The 25,147-nt window shown below is 65.3% G+C and carries 27 protein-coding genes and 1 pseudogene; 8 read left to right on the top strand and 20 right to left on the bottom strand.

Annotated elements, in window-relative coordinates; genetic code table 11:
* Positions 1-50: 50 nt before the first annotated feature.
* From E8F12_RS11795 to E8F12_RS11870, 16 genes are all read right to left on the bottom strand, one after another.
* A complete protein-coding gene (locus E8F12_RS11795; RefSeq protein WP_280325414.1) occupies positions 51-827 on the bottom strand; it encodes a 1,6-dihydroxycyclohexa-2,4-diene-1-carboxylate dehydrogenase in 777 nt (258 codons plus the stop codon).
* 124 nt (positions 828-951) lie between these two features.
* Positions 952-1,965 carry a benzoate 1,2-dioxygenase electron transfer component BenC gene (gene benC / locus E8F12_RS11800; RefSeq protein ID WP_280325415.1) on the bottom strand — a complete coding sequence of 338 codons (1,014 nt, stop codon included), beginning with the start codon at positions 1,963-1,965 and terminating at the stop codon, positions 952-954.
* Between the two features lie 10 nt (positions 1,966-1,975).
* On the bottom strand, positions 1,976-2,464 hold the full coding sequence (benB, locus tag E8F12_RS11805) for a benzoate 1,2-dioxygenase small subunit (RefSeq protein WP_280325416.1): 489 nt from the start codon (positions 2,462-2,464) through the stop codon (positions 1,976-1,978).
* Complete coding sequence (gene benA / locus E8F12_RS11810) at positions 2,461-3,819, bottom strand: benzoate 1,2-dioxygenase large subunit (RefSeq protein WP_280325417.1); 1,359 nt, start codon at positions 3,817-3,819, stop codon at positions 2,461-2,463. The genes benB and benA overlap by 4 nt, the downstream gene beginning before the upstream one ends.
* 265 nt (positions 3,820-4,084) lie before the next feature.
* Positions 4,085-5,044, bottom strand: a complete 960-nt coding sequence (locus E8F12_RS11815) for an AraC family transcriptional regulator (RefSeq protein WP_280325418.1) — start codon at positions 5,042-5,044, stop codon at positions 4,085-4,087.
* A gap of 144 nt (positions 5,045-5,188) precedes the next feature.
* Positions 5,189-6,538, bottom strand: coding sequence for an MFS transporter (locus E8F12_RS11820; RefSeq protein WP_280325419.1), 1,350 nt, complete (start codon positions 6,536-6,538; stop codon positions 5,189-5,191).
* 442 nt (positions 6,539-6,980) lie between these two features.
* Positions 6,981-7,823, bottom strand: coding sequence for an IclR family transcriptional regulator C-terminal domain-containing protein (locus tag E8F12_RS11825; protein ID WP_280292325.1), 843 nt, complete (start codon positions 7,821-7,823; stop codon positions 6,981-6,983).
* Between the two features lie 341 nt (positions 7,824-8,164).
* Complete coding sequence (locus E8F12_RS11830; protein ID WP_280325421.1) at positions 8,165-8,797, bottom strand: malonic semialdehyde reductase; 633 nt, start codon at positions 8,795-8,797, stop codon at positions 8,165-8,167.
* A gap of 84 nt (positions 8,798-8,881) precedes the next feature.
* The gene (locus tag E8F12_RS11835) at positions 8,882-9,811 is read right to left on the bottom strand and encodes an AEC family transporter (protein ID WP_280325422.1); all 930 of its coding nucleotides are present in this window, start codon (positions 9,809-9,811) and stop codon (positions 8,882-8,884) included.
* A 17-nt stretch (positions 9,812-9,828) separates the two neighbouring features.
* The gene (zapE, locus tag E8F12_RS11840) at positions 9,829-10,890 is read right to left on the bottom strand and encodes a cell division protein ZapE (protein ID WP_280325452.1); all 1,062 of its coding nucleotides are present in this window, start codon (positions 10,888-10,890) and stop codon (positions 9,829-9,831) included.
* 25 nt (positions 10,891-10,915) lie between these two features.
* Positions 10,916-11,521 (bottom strand): protocatechuate 3,4-dioxygenase subunit alpha, encoded by a 606-nt coding sequence (gene pcaG, locus E8F12_RS11845; RefSeq protein ID WP_280325423.1) that lies wholly within the window; start codon positions 11,519-11,521, stop codon positions 10,916-10,918.
* Positions 11,522-11,533: 12 nt separating this feature from the next.
* Positions 11,534-12,253, bottom strand: coding sequence for a protocatechuate 3,4-dioxygenase subunit beta (gene pcaH / locus E8F12_RS11850; protein WP_280325424.1), 720 nt, complete (start codon positions 12,251-12,253; stop codon positions 11,534-11,536).
* A 128-nt stretch (positions 12,254-12,381) separates the two neighbouring features.
* The gene (pcaQ, locus tag E8F12_RS11855) at positions 12,382-13,311 is read right to left on the bottom strand and encodes a pca operon transcription factor PcaQ (protein ID WP_280325425.1); all 930 of its coding nucleotides are present in this window, start codon (positions 13,309-13,311) and stop codon (positions 12,382-12,384) included.
* Between the two features lie 98 nt (positions 13,312-13,409).
* Entirely contained in the window at positions 13,410-13,682 is a 273-nt protein-coding gene (locus E8F12_RS11860) for a Rho-binding antiterminator (RefSeq protein ID WP_280325426.1), read from the bottom strand.
* A 10-nt stretch (positions 13,683-13,692) separates the two neighbouring features.
* The gene (locus E8F12_RS11865) at positions 13,693-13,947 is read right to left on the bottom strand and encodes a DUF2024 family protein (protein ID WP_280325427.1); all 255 of its coding nucleotides are present in this window, start codon (positions 13,945-13,947) and stop codon (positions 13,693-13,695) included.
* A gap of 11 nt (positions 13,948-13,958) precedes the next feature.
* Positions 13,959-14,189, bottom strand: a complete 231-nt coding sequence (locus E8F12_RS11870; RefSeq protein WP_280325428.1) for a thioredoxin family protein — start codon at positions 14,187-14,189, stop codon at positions 13,959-13,961.
* 106 nt (positions 14,190-14,295) lie between these two features.
* Here E8F12_RS11870 and E8F12_RS11875 point away from each other — a divergent pair, with 106 nt between their 5' ends.
* The gene (locus E8F12_RS11875) at positions 14,296-14,865 is read left to right on the top strand and encodes a MarR family winged helix-turn-helix transcriptional regulator (RefSeq protein ID WP_280325429.1); all 570 of its coding nucleotides are present in this window, start codon (positions 14,296-14,298) and stop codon (positions 14,863-14,865) included.
* 53 nt (positions 14,866-14,918) lie between these two features.
* On the opposite strand, the gene E8F12_RS11880 is transcribed toward E8F12_RS11875, so the two are convergent.
* A complete protein-coding gene (locus E8F12_RS11880; RefSeq protein WP_280325430.1) occupies positions 14,919-15,179 on the bottom strand; it encodes a hypothetical protein in 261 nt (86 codons plus the stop codon).
* Positions 15,180-15,437: 258 nt separating this feature from the next.
* On the opposite strand from E8F12_RS11880, the gene E8F12_RS11885 reads away from it, so the two are divergent.
* Together E8F12_RS11885 and E8F12_RS11890 are read left to right on the top strand one after the other, a co-directional pair.
* Positions 15,438-15,872: a carboxymuconolactone decarboxylase family protein gene (locus E8F12_RS11885; RefSeq protein WP_280325431.1), complete on the top strand. Its 435-nt coding sequence runs from the start codon at positions 15,438-15,440 to the stop codon at positions 15,870-15,872.
* A 200-nt stretch (positions 15,873-16,072) separates the two neighbouring features.
* Positions 16,073-17,507 (top strand): annotated as a pseudogene (locus tag E8F12_RS11890) (PLP-dependent aminotransferase family protein).
* Positions 17,508-17,676: 169 nt separating this feature from the next.
* On the opposite strand, the gene E8F12_RS11895 reads toward E8F12_RS11890, so the two are convergent.
* Entirely contained in the window at positions 17,677-19,056 is a 1,380-nt protein-coding gene (locus E8F12_RS11895) for an aldehyde dehydrogenase family protein (RefSeq protein ID WP_280325432.1), read from the bottom strand.
* Positions 19,057-19,252: 196 nt separating this feature from the next.
* On the bottom strand, positions 19,253-19,687 hold the full coding sequence (locus E8F12_RS11900) for a hypothetical protein (RefSeq protein WP_280325433.1): 435 nt from the start codon (positions 19,685-19,687) through the stop codon (positions 19,253-19,255).
* A 333-nt stretch (positions 19,688-20,020) separates the two neighbouring features.
* Here E8F12_RS11900 and E8F12_RS11905 point away from each other — a divergent pair, with 333 nt between their 5' ends.
* The 4 genes from E8F12_RS11905 to E8F12_RS11920 are packed head-to-tail and all read left to right on the top strand — an operon-like array spanning position 20,021 to position 22,508.
* A complete protein-coding gene (locus tag E8F12_RS11905) occupies positions 20,021-20,332 on the top strand; it encodes a DUF2282 domain-containing protein (RefSeq protein WP_280325434.1) in 312 nt (103 codons plus the stop codon).
* Between the two features lie 24 nt (positions 20,333-20,356).
* Positions 20,357-21,226 carry a DUF692 domain-containing protein gene (locus tag E8F12_RS11910; protein ID WP_280325435.1) on the top strand — a complete coding sequence of 290 codons (870 nt, stop codon included), beginning with the start codon at positions 20,357-20,359 and terminating at the stop codon, positions 21,224-21,226.
* The gene (locus E8F12_RS11915) at positions 21,223-21,999 is read left to right on the top strand and encodes a DNA-binding domain-containing protein (RefSeq protein ID WP_280325436.1); all 777 of its coding nucleotides are present in this window, start codon (positions 21,223-21,225) and stop codon (positions 21,997-21,999) included. The genes E8F12_RS11910 and E8F12_RS11915 overlap by 4 nt, the downstream gene beginning before the upstream one ends.
* Positions 21,996-22,508, top strand: a complete 513-nt coding sequence (locus E8F12_RS11920; protein ID WP_280291511.1) for a DoxX family protein — start codon at positions 21,996-21,998, stop codon at positions 22,506-22,508. The genes E8F12_RS11915 and E8F12_RS11920 overlap by 4 nt, the downstream gene beginning before the upstream one ends.
* A gap of 129 nt (positions 22,509-22,637) precedes the next feature.
* On the opposite strand, the gene E8F12_RS11925 is transcribed toward E8F12_RS11920, so the two are convergent.
* The gene (locus E8F12_RS11925; protein ID WP_280325437.1) at positions 22,638-23,507 is read right to left on the bottom strand and encodes a helix-turn-helix domain-containing protein; all 870 of its coding nucleotides are present in this window, start codon (positions 23,505-23,507) and stop codon (positions 22,638-22,640) included.
* Positions 23,508-23,670: 163 nt separating this feature from the next.
* Between E8F12_RS11925 and pobA the strand changes: the two genes are divergently transcribed.
* Positions 23,671-24,855, top strand: a complete 1,185-nt coding sequence (gene pobA / locus E8F12_RS11930) for a 4-hydroxybenzoate 3-monooxygenase (protein ID WP_280325438.1) — start codon at positions 23,671-23,673, stop codon at positions 24,853-24,855.
* The last annotated feature ends 292 nt before the right edge of the window (positions 24,856-25,147 follow it).

The raw sequence follows: 25,147 nt of genomic DNA on the forward strand, positions 1-25,147 counted from the left end.
AGGGTGGGAGCGAATTCATTCGCGAATGAATTCGCTCCCACAAGGAGCATTCAACCCAGGTCACCTCCGCCTACAGGCAGGGTTACCCCGGTGATGTAGGAAGCGTCGTCGGAGGCGAGGAAGAGGATGGCGCCGGCCTGTTCGTCGATGGTGCCGTAGCGTTTCATCAGGCTGCTGTCGACCGTCTGGTCGACGATCTGCTGGTACCAGAGCTTTTCCTGCTCGCTCTGCTCAGCCGCGTTGCGTGGGATGCGCCGCGGCGGTGCCTCGGTGCCGCCCGGTGCGGTGGCGTTGACGCGGATGCCACGGCCGGCGTTCTCGAAGGCCAGGCAAGCGGTCAGCGCGTTCACCCCACCCTTGGCGGCGCCGTAGGGCACGCGGTTCACGCCGCGGGTGGCGATGGAAGAAACGTTGACAATGGCGCCCGCGCCCTGCTCCAGCATGTAGGGCAGCGCAGCGTGGCAGCACCAGAGTGTGGGGAACAGCGAGCGACGCACTTCGGCCTCGATCTCATGTTCCTGGTAGTGCTCGTAGGGCTTGGCCCAGATGGTGCCGCCCACGTTGTTGATCAGAATGTCCAGCCGGCCGAAGCGCTCCACCGCGGCGGCGGCCACGCGATGGCACTCGGCGAAGCTTTCGAGGTCGGCGGTCAGGGCCAGCAATTCAACGCCGGCGCCCAGCTCGTCCTGCAGCTCGAAGACCAGCTCGGAGCGGTCCACGGCAACCACCCGTGCCCCCTCCTCCACCAGCCGCTCGGCGACGCGGCGGCCAATACCCTGGGCCGCGCCGGTGACCAGCGCGACCTTGTCCTGGAATCTCTTGTACATGGCAATGCACCCCACATGGTTAGCCCCCTCTCCCTTCAGGGAGACGGTTGGGGAGAGGGTGACCTCCGTGTGGCAGCACTCCCCTCTCCCCCGGCCCCTCTCCCGGAAGCGGGAGAGGGGAGCGTCAGGCGGCGCTGGCGGCGAACTTCTCGTAGTAGAAGTTCGCCGGCGCGATGCCCTGGTCACGGATGAACTGGTTCACCGACTCCACCATGGGCGGCGGGCCGCACAGGTAGACATCCACATCGCCCTCGTTCAGGTGCTTCGGCTCGATGTGGTGGGTCACGTAGCCCTTCTGCGGGTAGCTGCTCTCGGGGTTGGACACGCAAGCGCTGTAGGTGAAGTTGGGGATGCGCGCGGCGAAGGCTTCCAGCTTGTCCATCTCCACCAGGTCATGGTCGTGGGTCACGCCGTAGATCAGGTGCAGCGGGTGTTCGCTGCCCTCATGGGCGATCTTCTCCAGCATCGCGGTGAATGGCGCGAGGCCGGTGCCGCCGGCCAGCAGCAGCAAGGGCCGGCGGATATCGCGCAGGTAGAAGCTGCCCAGGGGGCCCGCCAGGGTCATGCTGTCGCCGGCCTTGGCGAGACCGGTGAGGAAGCTGCTCATCAGGCCACCCGGCACGTTGCGGATCAGGAAGCTGACCTCGCCGTCCTTCTGCAGGGAGCTGAACGAGTAGGCGCGGGTCTGCGCGCTGCCCGGCACCTGGAGGTTGACATACTGGCCCGGAAGGAAGGCCAGCTTGCTCAGGGACTCGCCCTTGATCGACAGCGAGATGGTGCTGTCAGACAGCTGGCGCACGGCGCTGATGCTGGCCTCGAAGCTGGCCTGCTGGGTCTTGCAAACCTCGGAGGACGCCGGCACCCGCACCACGCAGTCGCTCTCGGCGCGCATCTGGCAGGTGAGCACGTAGCCCTGGGCGGCTTCCTCTTCGCTCAGTGCGTCCTCGATGTAGTCCTGACCCATGTCGTAGCGGCCCGCTTCGGCGAAGCACTTGCAGGTGCCGCAGGCGCCGTCGCGGCAATCCAGCGGGATGTTGATGCCCTGGCGATAGGCCGCATCGGCCACGGTTTCGCTGGGGTTGGCGTCGATGAAACGGGTGACGCCATCTTCGAAGTTCAGTGCGATTTTATGGGACATGGCGGGCACCCTAGATGTGATAGACGTCGATGACCTGACGCACGTAATCGTTTTTCAATACCACCTTCTTCGCCTTGATCAGCGGGCTCTCGCCGCGCACGTCGAGGGTGTAGAAGCTGGTGCCGAAGTAGCTGTCCACGGTCTTGTAGCGGAAGCTCAGGGTGTGCCAGTTGAAGCGGACCTTGCACAGGTCATCGGCGACTTCGAGGAGCTCGATGTTGCTGATGTTGTGGGAGGTGCGGGTGTCCGGCATGGTCGCGCTGGAACGGTCGGTCTTGATGCGGAAGACACGGTCTTCCAGGCCACCGCGGTTGCCGTACCAGATCAGCGAGATTTCGGTCTGCGGATCTTCGGTCAACTCGTCGCGGTCGTCCCAGGACGGCATCCAGAAGCTGGCGTCGGCGGCATACAGCTCCAGCCAGTTGTCCCAGTCCTTGTCATCCAGGTAGCGCGCTTCGCGGAAGAGGAAGTCGCGCACGGCGTCGTAAGTGATGCTCATTGCACGGCCTCCACGGGAATCAGCTGCTGCTCGGCCGCGGCGGCCTTGAGCATGGTTTCCTGCCAGTACTTGTGTTGCAGCACGAACAGGCCTTCGTCCTCGGTGCGCACGCCGGAAAGCAGCGGGTGCAGGTCGATCTCCTGGGCCGCGGCATCAGCACCTTCCACCCAGTGCTCGGCACCGCGGGACATGTCGTTCCAGCCACGGCTGCCCTGGTAGCCCAGCTGGCAGGAGCGGAACTCCTCCAGGTCGTCCGGCGTGGCCATGCCGCTGACGTTGAAGAAATCCTCGTACTGGCGGATGCGCTTGGCACGGGCTTCCGCACTCTCGCCCTTGGGCGCGATGCAGTAGATGGTGATTTCGGTCTGGTTGACCGAGATCGGCCGGGCGATGCGGATCTGCGAGCTGAACTGGTCCATCAGGTAGACGTTCGGGTACAGGCAGAGGTTGCGCGAATTCTCGATCATCCAGTCGGCGCGGGCCCGACCGAAGTCCTGGGCCAGCTCGTCGCGGCGCTCGTAGAGCGGGCGATCCTCCGGGTTGGCCCAGCGGGTCCAGAGCAGCAGGTGGCCGTGGTCGAAGGAGTAGAAACCGCCGCCATTCTTGGCCCAGGCGCCGGCGCTCATGGTCTTGATCTCTTCACCCGCCTCGCGCTGCTTGCGCTGGTTCTGGGTGGCGGCGTAGTTCCAGTGCACGGAGCTCACGTGATAGCCGTCGGCACCGTTCTCGGCGGTCAGCTTCCAGTTGCCTTCGTAGATGTAGCTGGAGGAACCGCGCAGCACTTCCAGGCCCTCGGGGGACTGGTCGACGATCATGTCGATGATCTTCGCCGACTCGCCGAGGTGCTCGACCAGCGGCTTGACGTCGGGGTTCAGGCTGCCGAAGAGGAAGCCGCGATAGGACTCGAAACGGGCGACCTTGGTGAGGTCGTGGGAGCCTTCGCAGTTGAAGCTGGACGGGTAGCCGGCCTCGGCCGGGTCCTTGACTTTCAGCAGCTTGCCGGAGTTGTTGAAGGTCCAGCCGTGGAAGGGGCAGGTATAGGAGGAACGGTTGCCGCTCTTGTGCCGGCAGAGTTGCGCGCCACGGTGGCTGCAGGCGTTGAGGAAGGCATTCAGCACTCCGTCCTTGTTGCGCGCGATGAAAATCGGCTGGCGCCCCATGGTCAGGGTCAGGTAGTCGTTCTTCTCGGGGATCTGGCTCTCGTGGGCGAGATACAGCCAGTTGCCTTCGAAGATGTGTTTCATCTCCAGATCGAACAGACGCGGGTCGGTGAACATCTCCCGCTTGCAGCGGTAGATGCCCTTCTCCTTGTCTTCATCAAGCAGGGAATGCAGAAAGTCGAATCCCAGGGACATGGCCAGGGCCTCCGTTGTTTTTGTTCAGGCCAAGTCAGGTTAGGGATGTGGGGGAATCGGCAATATCCGCTTTGTGCAGATCGCTATCCGTTTTGTGCAGGGCGGTGGTGGTTGTCAGGAGAAGCCTGTAAGGGCACGGAGGTCCTGGGCGTTCCTTGTGGGGGCGAATTCATTCGCTAAGCAGACCGCAGGTCTGCCCTGAAACCTCAACGGGGCAGCTGCGCTGCCCTTAGCGAATGAATTCGCCCCCACAGAAAACGGAGAGCTACTGCCCCCGCCGCTTCAACGTATCCGACGGCAACTCGCCGAACTGGGCCTTGTAGCTCTCGGAGAAGCGTCCCAGGTGCAGGAAGCCGTAGTCCAGGGCCAGCTCGGTGACACTGCGCACGTTGCAGCTGGGGTCAGCCAGACAGGCGCGGATGCGCTCCAGCTTCTTCTGGCGGATGTAATGCTTGGGCGTGGTGCCCAGGTGGCGCTCGAACAGCGCGTAGAGGGAGCGCAGGCTCATGCTCGCCTGGCGGGCCAGGAATTCGCTGCTGATGTCCTGCTTCAGGTTGTGCTCGATGTAAGCAAGGATGCGATCGAACGAGGCCGCCTGGCAGCCCAGGCCTTCGCGGCTGATGTTGGTCTTCATCAGGGTCAGCATCTTGCTCGCGACTATCTGCGCGTAATGCTCCTGCACGCGCAACAACGGCTCGCTGGCCTCGGCTTCCTGGCAGACCATGGCCAGCAGGTTGACGAAGCCCTCCAGCTCATCGAGGCGGTAGTTGTTCTGCAGGAAGCGCACGCCGGCGCTCGGCCGGTGCCAGCGCTGCTCGTCGCAGATGGAATCGAGCAGCGTGGTCGGCATCTTCAGGATGAACTTCTCGCAGTCGTCCGAGTAGGTCAGGTCCACCGGGTCGTCGGGGTTGATCAGCAACAGCTCGCCTGGTGCCAGGTAGTGCTCTTCCTTGTGACCACGCCACAGGCAATGGCCACTTAAGAGAATCTGCAGGTGGTAGATGGTTTCCAGCGCCGGCGAGGTGACCCGCACGCTGCCGCCGTAGCTGATGCGGCAGAGGTCGAGATTGGCGAACTTGCGGTGGTTGAGGCTGGCCTGGGGATGGCCGGCGGCGGGCAGCCGGATGCAATGCGAGCCGACATGCTGGTTCACATATCCGGACACGGCATAGGGGTCCGCACGCTCGAACACCCTACTGCGCTCACTCAGCAGGCGACTATCCATCAACAGGCACTCTTCCAGTTGTTGTATGCCGCGGGCGTCATGCCAATTCTGGCAAGCGCCGGCGGACCGATACCGCGATTCTATGTGACCCTTCTCCTGCGTGCGCCGGGTAGAGATAAACGGTTATGAATCACCTACCGGCCGCTACGTGGCGTCCGCGTGGCTGACCAGCCCCTTGATCACTACCGCCGTGGTGGCGATGGCAGCCGGCACCACCAGGGCCGTCAGCACCTGCTCGAAGTTCCAGCCCAGGCCCAGCAGGGTCGCGCCGATCCAGGCGCCGAGAATGGCGCCGAAGCGGCCGATGCCGAGCATCCAGGACACCCCAGTGGCGCGGCCCTGGGTCGGGTAGAAACGCGCCGCCAGGGACGGCATGGCCGATTGCGCGCCGTTGACGCACATGCCGGCCAGCAGCACCAAGGTGGCGAGCAGGGTCACCTCACCCAGACTCTGGCCCACGCAGTAAGCGAAGCCACCCGCCAGCAGGTAGAAGACGCCGATTACCTTGTGCGGGTTGAAACGGTCCATGGCCCAGCCCACACCTACGGCGCTGAGCACGCCGCCGAACTGGAACAGTGCGCCGATGAAGGCGGCCTGTTCCATGCTCGCGCCGCTGTCGCGCATCAGGGTGGGCAGCCAGCTGGTGAGCAGGTAGACGATCACCAGGCCCATGAAATAGGTCAGCCAGAGCAACAGGGTGCCGGCGCTGTAAGTGCCGGAGAAGATCACCTGGAACACGTTGCGGCTCTGCACGGTCTTCTGCTCCGGCACGCTGAAGCCGCTGGCCACGGCGACCTCGCCAGGGGCGATGGGCGCAAGCACCTGGCGCACCTTGTCCGCCCCCTTGTTGCGCACCACCAGGAAACGCGCCGACTCCGGCAACCAGAGCAGCAGCACCACGGCCAGCAGCAGCGGCAGCAGGCCACCGACCAGCAACAGGCTGTGCCAGCCGAAGGCCGGAATCATCTTTGCTGAAACGAAGCCGCCGGAGGCCATGCCGAGGTTGAAGCCGCAGAACATGCTGGTTACCAGCAGCGACTTGAGGCGTTCCGGGGTGTACTCGGAGAGCAAGGTGGTGGCGTTGGGCATGGCGGCGCCCAGGCCCAGGCCCGTGAGGAAGCGCAATACCAGCAGTTGTTCGAGGTTGGCGCTGAAAGCGGAGATCAGGCTGAACAGCCCGAACAGGAGCACCGCCGTCACCAGCACCCCCTTGCGCCCGAAACGGTCGGCCATGGGGCCGGAGCCCAGGGCGCCGAAGACCATGCCGATCAAAGCGGCGCTCATCACCGGGCCGAGGCTGGCACGGTCGATGCCCCAGTCCTGGGTCAGCGCCGGGGCGATGAAGCCCATGGCGGCGGTATCCAGGCCGTCGAGGAAAACGATGAGGAAGCACAGCAACACGATGCGCCATTGGTAGGCGGAGAGTGGCTGGGCATTGATGAAGGATTGGACATCGAGGGTGCCGGAAGCAGGCACGTGGGCTGGGCTGGTCATGCAAGAATTCCTGTTATGGGCCCTCCTCCGCATGCGGGCCGTTCTATGCGGCCTCTGACGGGGAGAACTCGGACTGGACAGGAATGAGGGCTTGCCCGGAAGCGACAGGCTGCTGCCGGGGCTGACTCTCATTGTTGTTATTGGCTGCGCTGGCTGGTGGCGCGGCTGTGCAGACGTTACGAAGAGTCGCCGGGTGGTTCAATTCGATAATCGGCAAAGCGTTCGATAGCCGAACGATGTTTGTCCGGAATGCCTGTCGGGCACTGCTCCTAGTGGGGGCGATTTCAATCGCTGAGCAGCCCGAAGGGCTGCCCTGAGACATATCAGGGGGCAGCTGCGCTGCCCTTAGCGAATGAATTCGCCCCCACAAAGAAGCGGCAGCTTCCGGGGCCAGCAATTGCTCCTGCAGTGGCGCGGCTCTGCAGATGGACTCGCCCCCGACCTAGTGAAACAACCTCGTGCTCAGGTCCTTGCTCGCCTCCAGCAGCGCCGGCAGGAAGCGGGTTTCCAGCTCCTGCCGGCTGACCCGGCCGACATGGGTGCCGACGTTGAGGGCGGCCAGCACCTGGCCGGCGGAATCGCGCACCGGCACGGCCACCGAACGCAGGCCCATTTCCAATTCCTGGTCGATGATCACCCAGCCTTGGCGGCGGATCTCCTCGATGCTGGCGCGCAGGCCTTCCTGCGTATGTACGGTGCGGCTGGTCTTCACCTGCAGGTCGGCGTGTTCCAGGTAGTCGTCCAGCGCCGCATCATCCAGCGCCGCCAGGAGGATGCGACCCATGGAAGTGCAGTAGGCCGGTAGACGGCTGCCGACGCTGAGGTCCACCGAAATCAGCCGGTTGGGCGTTGCCGAGCGGGCGATGTAGAGGATCTCGTCGCCTTCCAGGGTGGCCATGGAACAGGCTTCGTGAAGCTGGATGCTGAGGCGGTCGAGGATTGGCTGCGCAGTGACCGCCAGCGGGGTCGACGACAGGTAGGCATGGCCCAGCGTCAGCACCTTGGGCAGCAGCGAATAGGTACGCCCGTCGGTGGTGACATAGCCCAGCTTCATCAGGGTGTGCAGGCAGCGGCGCACGGCGGCGCGGGGAATCTCGGTGCGGTGGCTGATCTGCGCGATGGTGAGGTGGCGCTTGCGCTCCTGGAAGGCGTGGATCACCGCCAGGCCCCGGGCCAGGGAGGTCATGAAGTTGGGGTCGCCGGTGAAGGCTTCGATGCGCTTGGCCGGCGAAGCGATGATGGGCGGGGCCAGGGGTGGCAGGGTGGCACGCTGTTCTTCGGTCATTCTTGTTGTCCTTGCAGGGTCGCGGTCACGGCAACTGCGGCCGATTATCGAACCAAAGTTCGATTATCGCAATTGACCCTGCCGGCCTCGGCTCGTACTTTTGCGCGGCCTTCCGGCGCCCCGGTTTGATCAGGTACCTCGGCGCCCGGCAACGGCTTCGCTCATGAGGCGAAGCCGCAATCCCCTCCCCTCGGCAGAAGCCAATACCCCGGCGCGCCCTGTGGGGGCGAATTCATTCGCCAAGGGCAGCGCAGCTGCCCCCCGGTATGCCTCAGGGCAGACCTGCGGTCTGCTTAGCGATTGAAATCGCCCCCACAATTTCACTTTTCCGGCTCCTGCCCCTACAGCAACTTGCAGGCCTCGTCGAACTCCAGGCGCGGAGAACGCGGATGCAGCTTGGCCGGATCGCCATAGCCGAGGTTACAGATGAAGTTGGTCTTCACATGGCTGTCTGGGAAGTGCTCCAGCTGGAAGGCATTCCCCTGGCCGTCGGCCGGGAAGAACTCATGGTCGACCAGCGCGTTGTCGAAGCCGGACATGGGGCCGCAGTCCAGTCCCAGCGCTCGTGCCGCGATCATGAAATAGGCACCCTGCAGCGAGCTGTTGCGCCGTGCCGTGATGCCCGCGAGCTCCGGGGTATCGGCGAACCAGGCGCGGGCGTCGGTATGCGGGTAGAGCTTGGGCAGCTGCTCATAGAATTTCGTGTCGTAGGCGATGATGGCCGTGACCGGCGCCGCCATGGTTTTGTCCACGTTGCCCGGCGCCAGTGCCGGCAGCAGCCGGCGCTTGGCCTCCGGGGTGCGCAGGAAGAGGATGCGCGCCGGACAGCAGTTGGCGCTGGTCGGCCCCCATTTCATCAGGTCGTAGAGTTCCCGCAGCGTGTCGTCGCTCACCGGCCTTTCCAACCAGGCGCTATGGGTACGCGCCTTGCGGAACAGCTGGTCCAGTCCTTCGTCGCTCAATCGCTTGCTCATCACCGCTTCCTCCAGTCAGGGTGGACCGCACGGCCGTGCGGATGACCCTTTGAGGATAGCCAGCGCCAACGCCCGCGCCCGGCCTTAGGTCAGGGCGCCAATGAAGCCGCTGATGCTGACGAAGGCCAGCACCGTGGTGACCACCAGGGCTGCGGCGCAGCGGCCTTCGAGGCCGAAGCGCTGGCCGAGGATGGGGTAGATGCTCATCATCGGCGCGCAGGCGAAGAGCACGCCGGCCACCCGCAGTGCCGGCTCCACCGGCGGCAACAGTTGAAAGCTCAGCCATACGGCCAGCGGATGCAGCAACAGCTTGCCGATACTGAGCTGCGCCACGTCCTTCACCAGCCCGCCGGCCTTGAGGCCATAAAGGCTGGCCCCTATGACAAAGAGCGCCACGGGCGCCGAAGCCGCGGCCAGCATCTCCACCACCCTGGCCGGTACGGCCGGCAGGCGAACCCCGAGCAAAGCCAGCGCCAGGCCGATGCTGATGGCGATGATGATCGGGTTGCGCAGCAGGCGCATGAAGGTATCCAGCAAAGCCGCGCGCAGGCTTCCTCCGTTCTGCCGGCCCAGTTCGGCGATGCCCAGCGCCAGGGGGATCATAAGCAGGTTCTCCACCAGCATCCCCAGGGCCAGGGCCACTGCCGCGGGCGAACCGAGCACCATGACCACTATCGGGTAGCCGATGAAGCCGCTGTTGGACACCGACATGCCCATGCCACTCAGGGCGCTGCCGCTGAGGCCGTCTTTGCGCACCAGGCGGGAAAACAGGAAGCCACCCCAGAACACCGCCTGGGAGCCGATGCCGTAGGCCAGCAGGTAGGTGGCGTCGAACACCTCGTCCAGGGGCTTTTCCAGCAGCGCACGTATCACCAGGGCCGGCAGGGCGAAGGTGATGACGAACTTGCCGAGGCCGAGGACCTGTTCCGGGCCCACCAACCGCCCGCGGGCGGACAAGAAGCCGATGCCGATCAGGATGAAGATCGGCGCGGTAATGCCAAGTATCTGGAGCATTCGGGGTTCTTCAGTGTTCAGTGTCCATTGCCCGGCTGCAGCGGTTTCAACTGCTGCAGCCGGCTGCGGGTACGGGAGAAATCCATATGGGGCTTGCCGCGGCACAGGTCGTCCAGGCTGGCTTCGCTGCCGAGCAGCAGCCGGGTGCCGGCGTCGTAGGCGATGTCGATCAGGTTGACGAAGCGTTGCTGCACGTCGATGGGCTCTTCCCCCAGGCAGGGCACATCGCTGATGGCCAGGTGGCGGAAGCGCTGGCAGAGCCAGAGGAAGTCGGCACTGGAATGCGGCCTGCGGCACAGTTCGTCGAAGTCCAGCCAGGCGCTCTCACCCTCCATGGCCCGCACATTCAGGGGATGGTGGTTGACCGCCACCTCCACATCCCGGTCGGCGGCAACGGTCAGGCCCAGCTGGCGCTCGATCCAGCTCGCGGCGAATCCCGACAGCGGCCAGCAGTAGCGACCCCAGGATTCCAGCTCGCCACGGTGCTGGCGGTAGTCCTCGCCGCCATCCACCTCGAACACCTCGAAGCGCTTCTCGATCAGCGCGATGGCCGGCTTGAAGCGTTCGCGGTAGAGCGGATTGGGGCAGAGGCCGTCAGGATGGTAGTTGGACGTGCAGACCAGCCCCACGCCCTCCTCCACCAGCACCTTGAGCAGGCGTCCGAGGAGCACGGCATCACCTATGTCATGCACGTGGAATTCGTCGAAGCAAAGCAGCCTCGTTTCCGCCGCCAGCGCCCGCGCGGCCAGGGCCAGCGGGTCCGGCTGGCCGTTGTGGGCCGGCATCCGCGTCTGCAGCTCCTGGAGGAAGGCATGGAAGTGCACGCGGCGCTTGGCCTTGAGCGGCGCGGCGGCGAAAAAGGCATCCATCAGGAAGCTCTTGCCGCGCCCCACTCCGCCCCACAGGTAGATGCCTGCGGGCGGACTCCGCAGCCAGCCTTTTCTCCCCGCCAGTAGCGACTCCAGCCATTGCCCGAGCCGGGCAATGGCGGTGCGTTGCGCTGCGTCGGCCCGGTAGCCCCGGCCCTCCAGCAGGGTCTCGAAGTGCCATTCGATGCGCTGGCCGACGGCTTCGTCCAGCGCATCGAATGCGGATTCCCGCTTCCTAGAAGTCAAAGAAAACCGTTTCCCCTTCTCCCTGGATGCGGATGTCGAAGCGGTAGGCCAGCTTGCCATCCACCTCGCAGCGCTGAGCCACCAGGGTCTCGCGGCGCTGCGGCTGCTCGATCAGGTTGAGCACCGGGTCGGCGGCGTTGGCCTGGGCTTCGTCGTCGAAGTAAAGGCGCGTCTGCAGGTGGATATTGATGCCACGGGCAAACAGCGAGACGTTGATATGCGGCGCCATGGGCACGCCGGCGGCGTTCTTCACCACGCCTGGCTTGACCGTGTGCAAGGCCCATTCGCCGGCGTCGAAGGTGGTCGCTGTACGGCCGAAGCAGTTGAACGGCTTTTCCAGGTCGAAGGCGGCGTCGTATTCGCCCTCGTGGTTGGCCTGCCAGAACTCCAGGAAGGAGTCGCGCACCAGGTGGCCGTTGCCGTCGTAGACGCGGCCGATCAGCAGGATTTGCTGGCCGGGCGCGTCGGCCTTGGCCATCCGGTTCCAGATTTCCTGGTCACGGGTCGGGTTGCCGGCCGCTTCCAGGGCCAGGCCGATATGGACGTAGGGGCCGGCGGTCTGCGAGGGGGTTTCCGGCAGCAGTTCGATAGGCATGCGCGTGGCTCCTCAGCGGTTTTCGAAATGGGTCTTGCGCTGGCCGCGCAGGACGATGTCGAAGCGATACGCCAGGCAATCCATGGGATTGGCCATGCTCATGTCGAGCCTGGCGATCAGGGTCTGCACCGCTTCGGGGTTGGCGATCGACTTGACGATGGGGCACATCGGGATCAGCGGGTCGCCTTCGAAGTACAGTTGGGTGATCAGGCGGGTGGAGATGGACGGCCCGCTGATGGAGAAGTGGATATGCGCCGGGCGCCAATCGTTCGGGCCGTTGCGCCAGGGGTACGGGCCCGGCTTGATGGTGCGGAAGCTGTAGTTGCCTTCGCTGTCGGTCAGGGCGCGGCCGACGCCACCGAAGTTCGGGTCCAGCGGGGCCAGGTAGCGGTCGTTCTTGTGACGGTAGCGGCCGCCGGCATTGGCCTGCCACATCTCCACCAGGGTGTGGGGCACCGGCTTGCCGTACTGGTCGAAGACCCGGCCGGAAACGATGATGCGCTCGCCGATCGGCAGCCCGCCGTTGTTGAAGTTGAGCAGCAGGTCGTTGTCGTGCTGGCCCATCTTCAGGTGGGAGAAGTCCGGGCCGCTGGTCTCGGAGATGGACTGCGGGATGCTCACCAGCGCCTGGCGCGGGGAGCGGGCGACGGACGTCTTGTAGTCGGGGGTGAAGGCTTTCGGGTGCCAGTTTCGGTCACGAATGACGAAGCGGCTGTTTTCCGCATCGGACATCACGGTTTCCTCTTCTTGGAGTTGTCGGGCGGCCCGTCAATGCCAGGGCAGCGGGCCGTGGGTCGCAGTGTCGTCCAATGGGGGCGGATCGAAAATTGAAATCCTGCCTGCGATCCATAACCGATTGGTTATGTGAGGCGCCCCTCGCGATAGTCCAGGCCCGCCTCCCGCAGGGTCTCCACCGCCCACTGGGCCGCCAGCGACAGCGGCAGGGAAGCATTGCTGCAGATGCCCACCGAGCCGCCGGGCTCCTTGAAGCCGAGGTCCAGCTCGACCAGCTCGCCCTTGCCCAGGTCCAGGCGCACCGCGTCCAGGGGCGCGATCCACACGGCATCGCCGTTCAGCACGTAGCGCCGGCTGAGGGCCAGGGACAGGGTCTCCAGGCGCTGGCGCGGCGGGCTGATGCCGCTCTGCACGAAGAAGCCGTCGGCATGCTTGCGGATGGTGGTGCCGGCCAGCGGCAGTACCAGGGGAAAACCGTCCAGGGAGCGACGGTCGGCGCCCTCCTCCAGCAAGGGATGGCCGGCACGGACCACCAGGGTCATGGATTCGCTGTACAGGTGCTCGAAGGTCAGACCGTGGATTTCCGGGCTGTCGGTCATGCGCCCCACCACCAGGTCCAGCTCGCCCACGCGCAACTGCGACAGCAGGTAGGCGCCCGGCCCGGTGAGCACGCTGACCACCAGCGAGGGGTGCCGCTGGTGCAAGCGCTTCACCACTTCCGGCAGCAACAGGCCTTCCACCGTGGACAGCACGCCCAGGCGCACGGCGCCGGCGGCGTATTCGCCCTCGCGCAGGCTGTTCACCCCATCGCGCAGGGCCTGTACGCAAGGGCCGGCGTAGCGCATGAAGGCCAGCCCGGCCTCGGTCAGGCTGGCGCCTCCCTTGCCGCGATCGAAAAGGCTGGCATCGAGGATCTCCTCCAGCTCCTTGAGGGTCTTGGAAATGGCCGGCTGGCTCACCGCCAACTGGTCCGCCGCGCGGGCCAGGCTGCCCTGGCGGGCGACTTCGAGGAAGCACAGCAGGTGGCGGAATTTGATGCGGGTATCGATGTTCAACGCAGGGTTCCTGGTGTCGGCTGGCCTGCGAAGGCTAGCCCAAGGACGGGCCTCGGGGCCAATCCCGCGTGGCTGATCCCCGGTAGGGCGCGTCGCCACTACAGGGCGCAAACCTTCCCCGCCAGCTCCACCCGGCCGAAACGCGCGCCCTGCTCCAGCGGCGTGATCGCCAGCAGGCGATCGAGGCGCACGGCACAGGGGCCATCCTCCACCTCCAGCACGAAGAATTCCTCCTTCTCCGCGCTGGTATGGGTGGTCAACGCCCTGGCCTCGAAGCCACCGCCGTCCACCAACTCCACCCGCAGCAGGTAACCGTAAAGACAGGCGATTTCCAGCAGGTCGTGCAGATCGCAGTCCAGGGGCTGATACATCGCGGCCTCCTCAGCAACCTTGCAACGGGATGATGGAATAGCCCTGCCGGCCGATGGCCTCGGCCACCTGCGGGTTGGCGACCTCGCTGTGGCAGAACAGGCATTCGCTGGCGGCGATGTCGGCATCCTGCACGCCCCGGCTGGCAAGCCAGTCGTTGGCGTACTGGCGGGCCTGGGCCTGGTCACCGCCGTTGGTAAGCACGTCGAAGTGCAGGTAGCGGCCATCGCGGGTACGGACATGGGTGTCGAAGATTTTGACGTGCATGGTCAGCTCCCTTACTTCAGGTCGGCGATGGCGGCGCCGAAGTTGATGTGCAGCACCTGGCCATCCACCACCAGGGCGGGAACCGACTGCACACCGGCGGCTTCGGCCTCGACGACACGAGCGGGCGCTTCACCCAGGTGCACCACCTCGACCTTCACTTCAGGGGCGAGCAACTGCAGCAGGGTCTGCTCGGCGGAAACGCAAACGGGGCAGCCGGCGTGAAAGTAGCGAGCGGTAGTCATCTTCAGTCTCCTGGTTAATTTAGTATCGAATCGATACCGTAATCAGGTTACCTTGGGCACTCCCTTTGTCAATATAGTTTTTACTCGATACTATTTATCGGCGGAGGTGAAGATGATGGCCCTATTCGACCTGTTCGAACGCTTGAGCAGCCTGATGCGCATCTGGCATCGCGAGCAGCCGCTGCTGGCTGACTTGCAGCCCGTGCAGCTCAGCGCCCTGCAATACCTGGCGCGCTGCAACCACTACTCGGACACGCCGCTAGCGGTAACCGAGTACCTCGGGCTGACCAAGGGGACCGTTTCGCAATCGCTGAAGGCCCTTGAAGGCAAGGGGCTGATCGCCAAGCGCCAGGATCAGAAGGACAAGCGCAGCGTGCACCTTGAGCTGACGCCCAGCGCACGGGAACTGCTCGTTGCGGTAACGCCGCCGGCCTTCCTGGTGGAAGCGGCAGCCGCCATGGGCCAGGAAGCGGCGGAGCTGGAGCGGTTGCTGGGCGCATTGCTGCGCAGCATCCAGCGCCAGAACGATGTGCCCGGCTTCGGACTCTGCAAGAGCTGCCGATTTCACCAGCAACGGGATGGCGAGCCCTTCTGCGGACTGACCCAGGAACCCCTGGGCCGCTCGTCCATCGAACTGATCTGCCGCGAGCACGCACCTCGCGACGAAGCCGCCTGATCACACGCTGCGTCGCAACCGGAAGCGCGATGGGCTTCCCTGCCCCGCGCCGGCTAGGCGGTCTTCTTGAAGAGTTCGCGCCCCTGGTCCAGGCATTGGTCGACCAGCCACTTGCCGTGGGCGATGGACGCGTGCTGGGCCTTGTCCAGTTCGGCGAGGAAGGCGTACTGCATCGGCAGGGCGATGCGACCGGTGGTCTGGCCGTCAGGCGCGGTGATATGACAGCCGGCGGCCCAGGGCGTGGGAATCCCCGGATGCTCGACGACGTCGGCGACTATGGTGTGGTTGCGGTGGACGCATTGCAGGGTGCTCATGGGGTCTACCTCGTTGAAGGCCCGGGGCCACGGGGTCGGCCGGCCCGGCGGGCTTGGCATGGAAGTTCAACTAAAGGTCGGCGTGTACCTTGCTCACTTCCGGATATAGCACAGCGAACCTTCCGAGCCAGTGCAACCGACCAAGGGTCGCCCGTAGGCCTACCGGGTTTCGGGCGAATTGGCTATTCGGTGCGAACCGGCGCTGGGCTAACGTAAACCTATCCCCCGCAGCCTGCGGGACAACTTGGAGATGGGTTGATGAGCGCAAGAATCGAGTGGGCCAAGCAAGTTCCCGAAGCCTACAAGGCGATGGTCGGCCTGGAGCAGGCCCTGGCCAAATCCGGCCTGGAAAGCTCGCTGCTCGAACTGATTCGCCTGCGCGCCTCGCAGATCAATGGCTGTGCCTACTGCGTCAATATGCACGCCAACGACGCGCGCAAGGCCGGCGAGAGCGAAGCCCGCCTGCAGACCCTCGTCGTATGGCAGGAAACCAATTTCTTCAGCGAACGCGAGCGCGCCGCCTTGGCCTGGGTCGAGAGCCTGACCCAACTGGCCGAGCGCCACGCGCCGCAGCACCAGTTCGACGCCCTGCGCGAGCACTTCAGCGAGGCCGAGATCGTCAACCTGACCCTGGCCATCGCCACCATCAATGCCTGGAACCGCTTCGGCGTAGGCTTCGCGATGACTCCCTGAGCGTTATCCCGCGAAACCGGAAAGGGTCGCTTTGTGCGACCCTTTCTGTTGATGGCAGCCCTGCGGTCTGCGAAGGGCTGCGCAGCAGTCCCCTTCAAACCCCAAAGCCGGCCCCGTCCAATAGCAGAAAAACAAGCCGCGCCACGGAAGACAGCCGGCAATTGCGGTATTTTCTTGCCAATCCCCAGCCGGAGGCACGCATGGAACTGCACGTCGTCATCCAGGGGCAGCAAGGACCTGTCCGGGCAACTGTATCGCCAGTTGCGCGAGGCCATAGAATCGGGTCGCCTCAAGGCCGGCACCCAGCTGCCGCCGACGCGCCTGCTGGCCGAGCAACTGGGCATCTCACGCAAGACGGTGGCCGACACCTACGCCCTGCTCACCTACGACAATCTGCTCACTGGCAAGGTGGGTGTCGGTACCTTCGTCAACGCCCAGGCCGTCGGCCAAGGCCGCAAGCAGGGGCACGAATCCCTGGCCAGCGCAGCGATCGTCGCCAAATGGCGGAATATCTCCATCGCCATGGGTCATCCCTCGATGGACGCAGTGCTGCGCTACGACTTCATCGGCGGCGCCACCACCAGGAACCAGTTCCCCCAGGACGACTGGCGCCGTTGCGTCCAGCACGCCTTGCGCCAGACGGCCAGGTCACGCGGCCTCTACAGCCAGCCCGCCGGCCTGCCCGCCCTGCGTGACGCCATTGCCCGCCACGTGGCCTTCTCCCGCGGCGTGCGCTGCAATGCCGAGGACGTGCTGGTCTGCCACGGCGCCCAGCAGGCGCTGGACCTGCTCGCCCGCGTGCTGATCGAGCCAGGCTGCCGCGTGGCGGTGGAAGACCCCGGCTACCCGCCGGCGCGCCAGTTGTTCGCGGCCCAGGGCGCCGAGGTGATTGGCGTGCCGGTAGACGCCGAGGGCATCTGCGTCGACGCCATTCCCGACCATGTGCGGCTGATCTACGTGACTCCCTCGCACCAGTTCCCCCTCGGCATGGCCATGAGCCAGGCGCGGCGTGAAGCCTTGCTGGACAAGGCCCTGCGCATCGGCGCGGTGGTCATCGAAGACGACTACGACTGCGAGTTCCGCTACGAAGGCCGCCCCACCGACACCCTGCAGAGCCTCGACAGCCAGGGCGCAGTGGCCTACGTCGGTACTTTTTCCAAGACCCTGCAGCCGGAATTGCGCCTGGGCTACTGCATCCTGCCGCCGGCACTGATCGAGGCCGTCACTGCCGCCAAGCGGCTCTCCGACTGGCACTGCTCCACCCTCACCCAGTGGGCCCTGGCCAAGTTCATCGACGAAGGTTTCCTGCTCAAGCACATACGCCGCTGCCACGGCATCTATGCGAGCCGCCGGGAACGCATCCTCGAGCGTTTCCGGGACGACCTGGCGCCCTGGTTCGAACTAGTGCCCTCGGTGGCCGGCTTCCACATCGCCGCCCTGGCCAAAGTGCCGATGGACATTCCACTGCTGGTGGACCTGGCGCGCAAGGTGGACGTGGGGCTCTATGGCCTCGCCGGCTTTTCCTACCAGGCCCCTCCGCGCAATGGCCTGTTCCTCGGCTATGGCGCCATCGAAACCCTGGACCTCGACCCGGCGCTGGACCGGGTGCGGGATATCCTGGGGCAGATTGGGTGAGGCTCGCAGGCACAAGACATTGTGGGGGCGATTTCAATCGCTAAGCAGGCCGAAGGTCTGCCCTGATTGTTCCAGGGGGGGCAGCTTCGCTGCCCTTAGCGAATGAATTCGCCCCCACAGAAAAGAAAAGGGCCGCATCGCAGCCCCTTCCTTCGCTCAAGTCACCGGATCAGCGACGGTCCCGCCAAATGGTCTGCACATTGAGGAATTCGCGCAGGCCGAAGTGGGACAGTTCACGGCCATAGCCGCTCTTCTTCACACCGCCAATCGGCACACGCGGGTCGGAGGCGGTGAAGCCGTTGATGAACACCGCGCCGCTGACGATGCGCCGGGCGAGTTGCTGCGCCTGGGCCTGGTCTGCGGTCCAGAGCGCTCCCCCCAGGCCGAACTCGCTGTCGTTGGCCAGTTCGATGGCGTGCTCGGCGTCGCGGGCGACGATGAGCGAGGCCACCGGGCCGAAGATCTCCTTGCGGAAGGAGGTCATCTCCGGGGTCACGTCCGCCAGCACGGTGGGTACGTAGTAGTTGCCCGTACCGATCAGCTTGTGGCCGCCCAGCAGCAGGGTCGCGCCCTCGGCCAGAGTGGCCTGGACCTGGCCATCCAGTTCGTCACGCAGGTCGAAACGGGCCATGGGGCCGACAAAGGTGGAATCGGCTTGCGGATCGCCGATCTGCAGCGCCTTGACCGCCGCCACGAAGCGCTCGGTGAAGGCATCGGCAATGGACGCCTCGAGGATGATGCGCTTGGCGGCGATGCAGACCTGGCCAGCGTTGTTGAAGCGGCTGGTGACCGCGGCCTTGACGGCCTGGTCCAGGTCCGCGTCGGCCAGCACGATGAAGGGGTCGGAGCCACCCAGCTCCAGTACGCACTTCTTCAGCGCCGCGCCGGCCTGGGACGCGATGGCGGCACCCGCACCGACGCTGCCCGTCACCGCGACCACGGCGATGCGCGGGTCGGCGATGGCCACCGAGACCAGCGCGGGCTCGACGTTGATCAGTTCGAACACACCTTCCGGCAGGCCGGCCTCGGCCCAGGCGGCGGCCAGCAGGCGGGCGCAGCCCATCACGTTGGGCGCATGCTTGAGCACGTAGCTGTTGCCGCCGAAGATGATCGGCACCGCGCCGCGCATCACCTGCCACATGGGGAAGTTCCAGGGCATCACCGCGAGAACCGGGCCCAGCGGCAGGTAAGCCACCACGGCCTTGTCGTCTTCGACCAGGGTCGGCTCGTCGGCCAGCATGGCCGGGCCGTGCTCTGCGTACCACTCGCAGAGCTTGGCGCACTTCTCGATCTCGCCACGGGACTGGCTGATGGGCATGCCCATCTCGCTGGTGGTCATCCGCGCCATGGTCTCGGCGTTGGCGCGCAGGGCCTTGGCCATGCGCAGCAGGCCCTCGGCACGGGCCTCGACGCTGAACTGACTCCAGGCCTGGAACCCACGCTGGGCAGACGCCAGACTGGCGTCGAGGGCAGCGGCGTCCTGGTAGGGATAACGGGCGATTTCTTCGCCGGTGGCGGGGTTCCGGGAAATGGCGGCAGGCAGGTTCATGCTGTCCTCGTTGTACGTGGGAGCCGGTCGGGGCTCGCGATCAGTCTTGCGGCGAAAGTAAGGCAGCGACCGATTCACGTAAAACGAATAATCGAGAAGAAAGTCTTCACGAAAACAGAATGGTATGTCGAGACTGGCAGGTCTGAGGCCTGCTTTGCGATTGAAGTCGCCGCCACGAAAGCGGGTGGCGTCGGGGTCAGGCCAGCCGACGGCAAGAATGTCCCCGGGTCATTGGCCAGCTGCGGTGCTGGTCGCTTGGTGACTGGGTAATGACCACATAGACCCGTTGCTCGTAGCCATGACGAAGCAGCACGCACTGCAGCGACTTGCCGTCCTCCAACTCGAACCAGCGCGGCTCGCCTTCCAGGGTCATCTCCATGAAACGCACCACCCGCGCCAGTACGGTGGCTGGGCTGTAGCGGCTCCAGTCTTCCGGCAGCACACCGTCATCCAGCAGCCAACCGGTGACGGGAAGCTCGCCCTGCTCTTCGTTGCGGCGCCCCCAGGGAATCCACACCACGCCGCGCAGCGGATCATGGATGGGCAATGCCGCATCGGCATCGGGATAGTTGATGAGTTGCCGACTCCCTTCGACGGTATAGAGCCCGCTGACCTCCACGGAATGACACATGACTGCCTCCCCTAGCCGAAGCAATTGTCATTGTTGCCAGTACTGCTGATGCAGGGCTGATGGTTGCTGGATGTGCTATTTCTGTTTGCCGCTGCCTGAGTTTCGTGGGCGTCCGGCAGGAGTCAAGACCATGCGGCGGCAGCATTGACAGGAGGGCGAGAGACGCGACGAAGCGCAGTGCGAAGAAAAATTTCGCCGCGCTGTAACACCCCGCCACCTGCCCAGTCTCCTGTTCCGAAGGCGGCATTCCCGCTCCCCTGACTAGACTGGGTATGCCACGCCACCCAGGGGCGACCAGCCCTCACCGACCCACCAGAAACGGAGAGAACAACCATGAAAACCCCGACTGCCAGTGTCGTCTCTGCAACCGGCCTCGCCCTTGCCCTGAGCACTGCCCTCGGCCTCGTCATGGCGCCGATGAGCGCCCAGGCCGCCGACAACGAGAAGTGTTTCGGCGTCGCCATGAAAGGCAAGAACGACTGCGCCGCAGGTGCCGGCACCTCCTGCGCGGGCACTGCGAAGAAGGATTACCAGGGCAACTCCTGGAAGTACGTGCCCGCCGGCACCTGCGAGAAGACCACCTCCCCCAGCTCGCCCACCGGCTTCGGCCAGCTCCAGGCCTTCAAGGAAGAGAAGAAAGGCTGACCGCCCCCGGCAGGAGCGCTGACCATGACACTTTCCCCCACCCCCCGCGCTCCTGCCGGCCGCCTGCCGGCGCGGGCGGGCATCGGGCTCAAGTCCCAGCACTACCGGGACATCCTCGACACCCGCCCGGCCCTCGGCTTCTTCGAGATCCACGCCGAGAACTACATGGTGGAGGGCGGTCCCTTCCACCATTACCTGGGCCTGATACGCCAGGACTACCCGCTGTCCATCCACGGCGTCGGCCTCTCCATAGGCGCCGACCAGCCGCTGGATGAGGCCCACCTGGACCGCCTGGCCGCGCTGATCGAGCGCTACCAGCCGGCGTCCTTTTCCGAACACCTGGCCTGGTCCACCCACGGCGAGATATTCCTCAATGACCTGCTGCCGCTCGCCTACGACGAACCCAGCCTGGCGCGGGTCTGTCGCCATATCGACGAGGTGCATACGCGCCTGAAGCGGCCGATGCTGCTGGAGAACCCGGCCACCTACCTGGAATTCGCAAGCTCCAGCCTGGACGAAGCCGAGTTCATCGCCGAAGTCGTCCAGCGCACCGGCTGCGGCCTGTTGCTGGACCTGAACAACGCCTATGTGTCCTGCATCAACCACGGTCGCGACATCCGCGCCTACCTGGCCGCCCTGCCCCTGCACGCGGCGGGCGAAATCCACTTGGCGGGCTTCGCCGAGGACTGCGACGCCGCCGGCGACCGTCTGCTTGTCGACCATCACGGCTCGCCGGTGGACGCCGCCGTCTGGGCCCTCTACGCCGAAACCCTGGAGCGCCTCGGCCCGCTGCCCACCCTGATCGAGCGGGACAACGACATCCCCTCCCTCGCCCTGCTCGCGCAGGAAGCCGCTTGCGCCGAACGGTTGTTGCGGCGGGAGGCGGCGGCATGAACCAGCACGCCTTTGCCGACGCCCTGCTCGACCCGCAACTGCCCTGCCCGCCCGGCCTGCGCGCCTGGAATGGCTCCGACCCGGCGCGGCGCTTCGCGGTCTACCGCAACAATGTACTGGCCTCGCTGGTCGGCGCGCTGGCCGATAGCTTCCCGGTGGTGCAGCAACTCGTGGGCGAGGAGTTCTTTCAGGCCATGGCCCGTCACTATGCCCAGGTCGAGCCACCACGTTCGCCCCGGCTGGCGGTCTATGGAGAAAGCTTCCCCGACTTCATCGCTGCGTTCCCACCGGCCGCCGCCCTGCCGTACCTGGCCGACGTGGCCCGGCTGGAACTACTGCGGGTACGTGCCTACCACGCCGCCGACCTGCCACCCCTGGATACTGCGGAACTGGCCGCCGCCCTTGGCGACCCCGAGAGTCTGCCGGGCATGCGCCTGAGACTGCATCCGTCGGTGGCGACCATCAGTTCGAGCTACGCCATCGCCTCGCTCTGGGCCGCCCACCAGGGACTGCTGGACATCGCCAGCGTCGACCCCACGCAGGCCGAGTGCGCACTGGTCCTGCGCCGCGGCCTGGAGGTGGAAGTCAGCCGGACAGGTGCGGGCGCCACGGCCTTCATTCGCGGCCTGGGCGCCGGCGTCCCCCTCGGCCAGGCCGTGGGCGCGGCGCTGGCCATCGAGCCTGGCTTCGACCTCGGCACCACACTCGCGCAGCTCCTTGCGGGCGGCGCCATCATCCAGTTCACCCTCGATAGCGGGAGTCAGTCGCAATGAACGCCACCATCCGCATCCAGCACAGTCACCTGCCGGTGAAACTGCTGCTCCAGGCCATCGAGTTGTGCAAGCGTATTCCCTACAGCCTGGTGGCCTTCGTCGCCCGCTTTTCCATCGCCGCGATCTTCTGGAAGTCCGGACAGACCAAGGTAGAAGGCCTGGCCATCGACCTGGTGGATGGCACCTTCCAGCTGGGCATGCCGCACCTCTCGGCCTCGGCCATTCCGCTGTTCGCCGAGGAATACAAGCTGCCTTTCCTCTCCCCCGAACTGGCCGCCCACGCCGCCGCCTTCAGCGAGCACTTCTTCCCGCTGCTGATCCTGTTAGGTCTGGCCACGCGCTTCTCCGCCCTCGCCCTCCTTGGCATGACCCTGGTGATCCAGACTCTCGTCTACCCCGATGCCTACCCCACCCACGGCATCTGGGCCGCCAGCCTGTTGCTGCTGATCAGCCAGGGGCCGGGGGTGCTCTCGCTGGATCACCTGATTGCGCGGCGGTACCAGGCGTGATTTCTCCTTGTGGGGGCGAATTCATTCGCCAAGGGCGGCGCAGCTGCCCCCTTGACGGACCTATGGGCAGTCCTTCGGACTGCTTGGCGAATGAATTCACCCCTACAGGTTCCACATCCCTTCACCACCTCAGCGCGCAATGCGGAATTCCTTCGGCGACTGCCCCGTCCCGCGCTTGAAGAAGCGCGAGAAATACGCAGGCTCGGAAAAGCCCAGGCTGTCCGACACCTGGTTCACCGTCATCGCCGTGTAGACCAGGCAGCGCTTGGCCTCCAGCAGCAGGCGCTGGTTGATCATCTGCAGCGCCGACTGCCCGGCCAGGCGTCGGCACAGGGCATTGAGATGGGCGGCGCTTATCGCTAGGCGCTGGGCGTATTGCTCAATGGGCAGGTGTTCGCGGAAGTGCTGCTCCAGCAGCCGGGTGAACTCCTGCAGGTGCAGGCGGCCACGGTCGTGCTGCTGCGCATCCGACTGGGACAGCGCCAGGGAGCGCCGGCCGATCCAGACCAGCAACACGCTGATCAGCGATTGCAACATCAGCTCGCGGCCCGGCGCCTGCTGGGCGTACTCGCGGCTGATGGCCTCGAACAGAGGGTCCAGGTAGGGCTGGCTGTCGCCGGCGGCAAAGCAGGCCGGGGTGAACAGCGCCTGGCTATCCAGCAGGCCGGCCACCTGCTCCACCAACGGCAGGGCCAGCGTCAGGACATGGCCGTCGACATCATCGGAGAAGCGGAAACCGTGTACACAGAGGGCCGGCACCACCTGCAAGGACGCAGAGTCGATGCGGTTCACCCGCCCTTCCACCTCCAACTCGGCGCTGCCGGAACGCACATAGAGCAGCTGTACCAGGTCACCGTGGCGATGGGGCTTGATCTCCCACTCGTGCAAGCGGCTGCGCGCTTCGATAGATTCCCAGTGGATCAGGTCCGGCGTCGGCCAGGCCGCGGTCTCGCCATAGAGCTTGAACACGGGGACGGGAGTGTGGGCCTGTTTGGACATGGAAGCCTCCGAAAATGCTAATCCGCGAAAAGTCCATGAATGCCGTTGGATATTGCCTTCAAACCCTTCATGCATCCATCAAAAATACAGGAGACAAAACAAAACCAGGTGAGTCGGGACTGCCTACAGCCCGCCACCGGAACTCTTCGAGAGGACAACAACAATGAGGACCCAGGTCGCCATCATCGGCGCCGGCCCGTCCGGCCTTCTCCTCGGCCAGCTGCTGCACAAGGCTGGAATCGACAACGTCGTCATCGAACGCCAGAGCCCGGACTACGTCCTTGGCCGCATTCGCGCCGGAGTGCTGGAACAGGGCATGGTCGACCTGCTGCGCGAAGCCGGCGTCAGCGAGCGCATGGACCATGAAGGCCTGGTGCACGACGGCTTCGAACTGGCTTTCGACGGCCGCCGCGAACACATCGACCTCAAGGGCCTGACCGGCGGCAAGACGGTAATGATCTACGGCCAGACCGAAGTCACCCGCGACCTGATGGAGGCTCGCGCCGCCTCGGGCGCGCGCAGCTTCTACAACGCCGCCCAAGTCCAGCCCCACGACCTGAAGGGCGATGCGCCCTACGTCACATTCGAGCAGGACGGCGAGCAGTTCCGCCTGGATTGCGACTACATCGCCGGCTGCGACGGCTTCCATGGCGTGTCGCGCAAATCCATCCCCGTCGGGGTGCTCAAGGAGTTCGAACGGGTCTACCCCTTTGGCTGGCTCGGCGTGCTGGCCGACACCCCGCCGGTGAGCGACGAACTGATCTACGCCAACCACGAGCGCGGCTTCGCCCTGTGCAGCATGCGTTCGCCCACTCGCACCCGCTATTACGTACAGGTCTCGGCTGAGGAAAAGGTCGAGGACTGGTCCGACGAGCGCTTCTGGAATGAATTGAAAAGCCGCCTGCCGGAGCAGACCGCGGCGAAGCTGGTCACCGGCCCCTCGATCGAGAAGAGCATCGCCCCGCTGCGCAGCTTCGTGGTGGAGCCCATGCAGTACGGTCGCCTGTTCCTGCTGGGCGACGCCGCCCACATAGTCCCGCCCACCGGCGCCAAGGGCCTGAACCTGGCGGCCAGCGACGTCAACACCCTGTACCGCATCCTGCTGAAGGTCTACGCCGAGGGCCGCACCGAGCTGCTCGAGCAGTACTCCGCCATCTGCCTGCGACGCATCTGGAAGGCCGAGCGCTTCTCCTGGTGGATGACCTCGCTGCTGCACCGCTTCCCGCAAACCGACGCCTTCGGCCGCCGCATGCAGCAGACCGAACTGGACTACTACGTGGGCTCCGAGGCGGGTCGCAAGACCATTGCGGAGAACTATGTCGGCTTGCCCTATGAGGCGATTGGTTGAAGGCCACCATGGGCCTCGCTCCCCACTCCCGATAGCCCGTCAGGGAAACCGGGACCAGGGGCAGCGGCATCGATCGTTGGGCTTCGTTTCTCTCAGCCGCAACCTACGGCCGTCCCTTGGCGCGGGAAGTTGCGTCCCTCGAGTTGCAGTGTGGGTAACGGACTCGGGTACCACGGTAGGTTGGGCTGAGCGCAGCGAAGCCCAACGAAACAACTCCCCTCCGGGTAGATAGCCCGGCGCCTCGTGCTCTGACCAACCGTGAGTTTGTCGCGGTCGACTCTGGCAGCCGTCC

This window comes from Pseudomonas sp. BN102 (assembly GCF_029871245.1).
Lineage (GTDB): Bacteria > Pseudomonadota > Gammaproteobacteria > Pseudomonadales > Pseudomonadaceae > Metapseudomonas.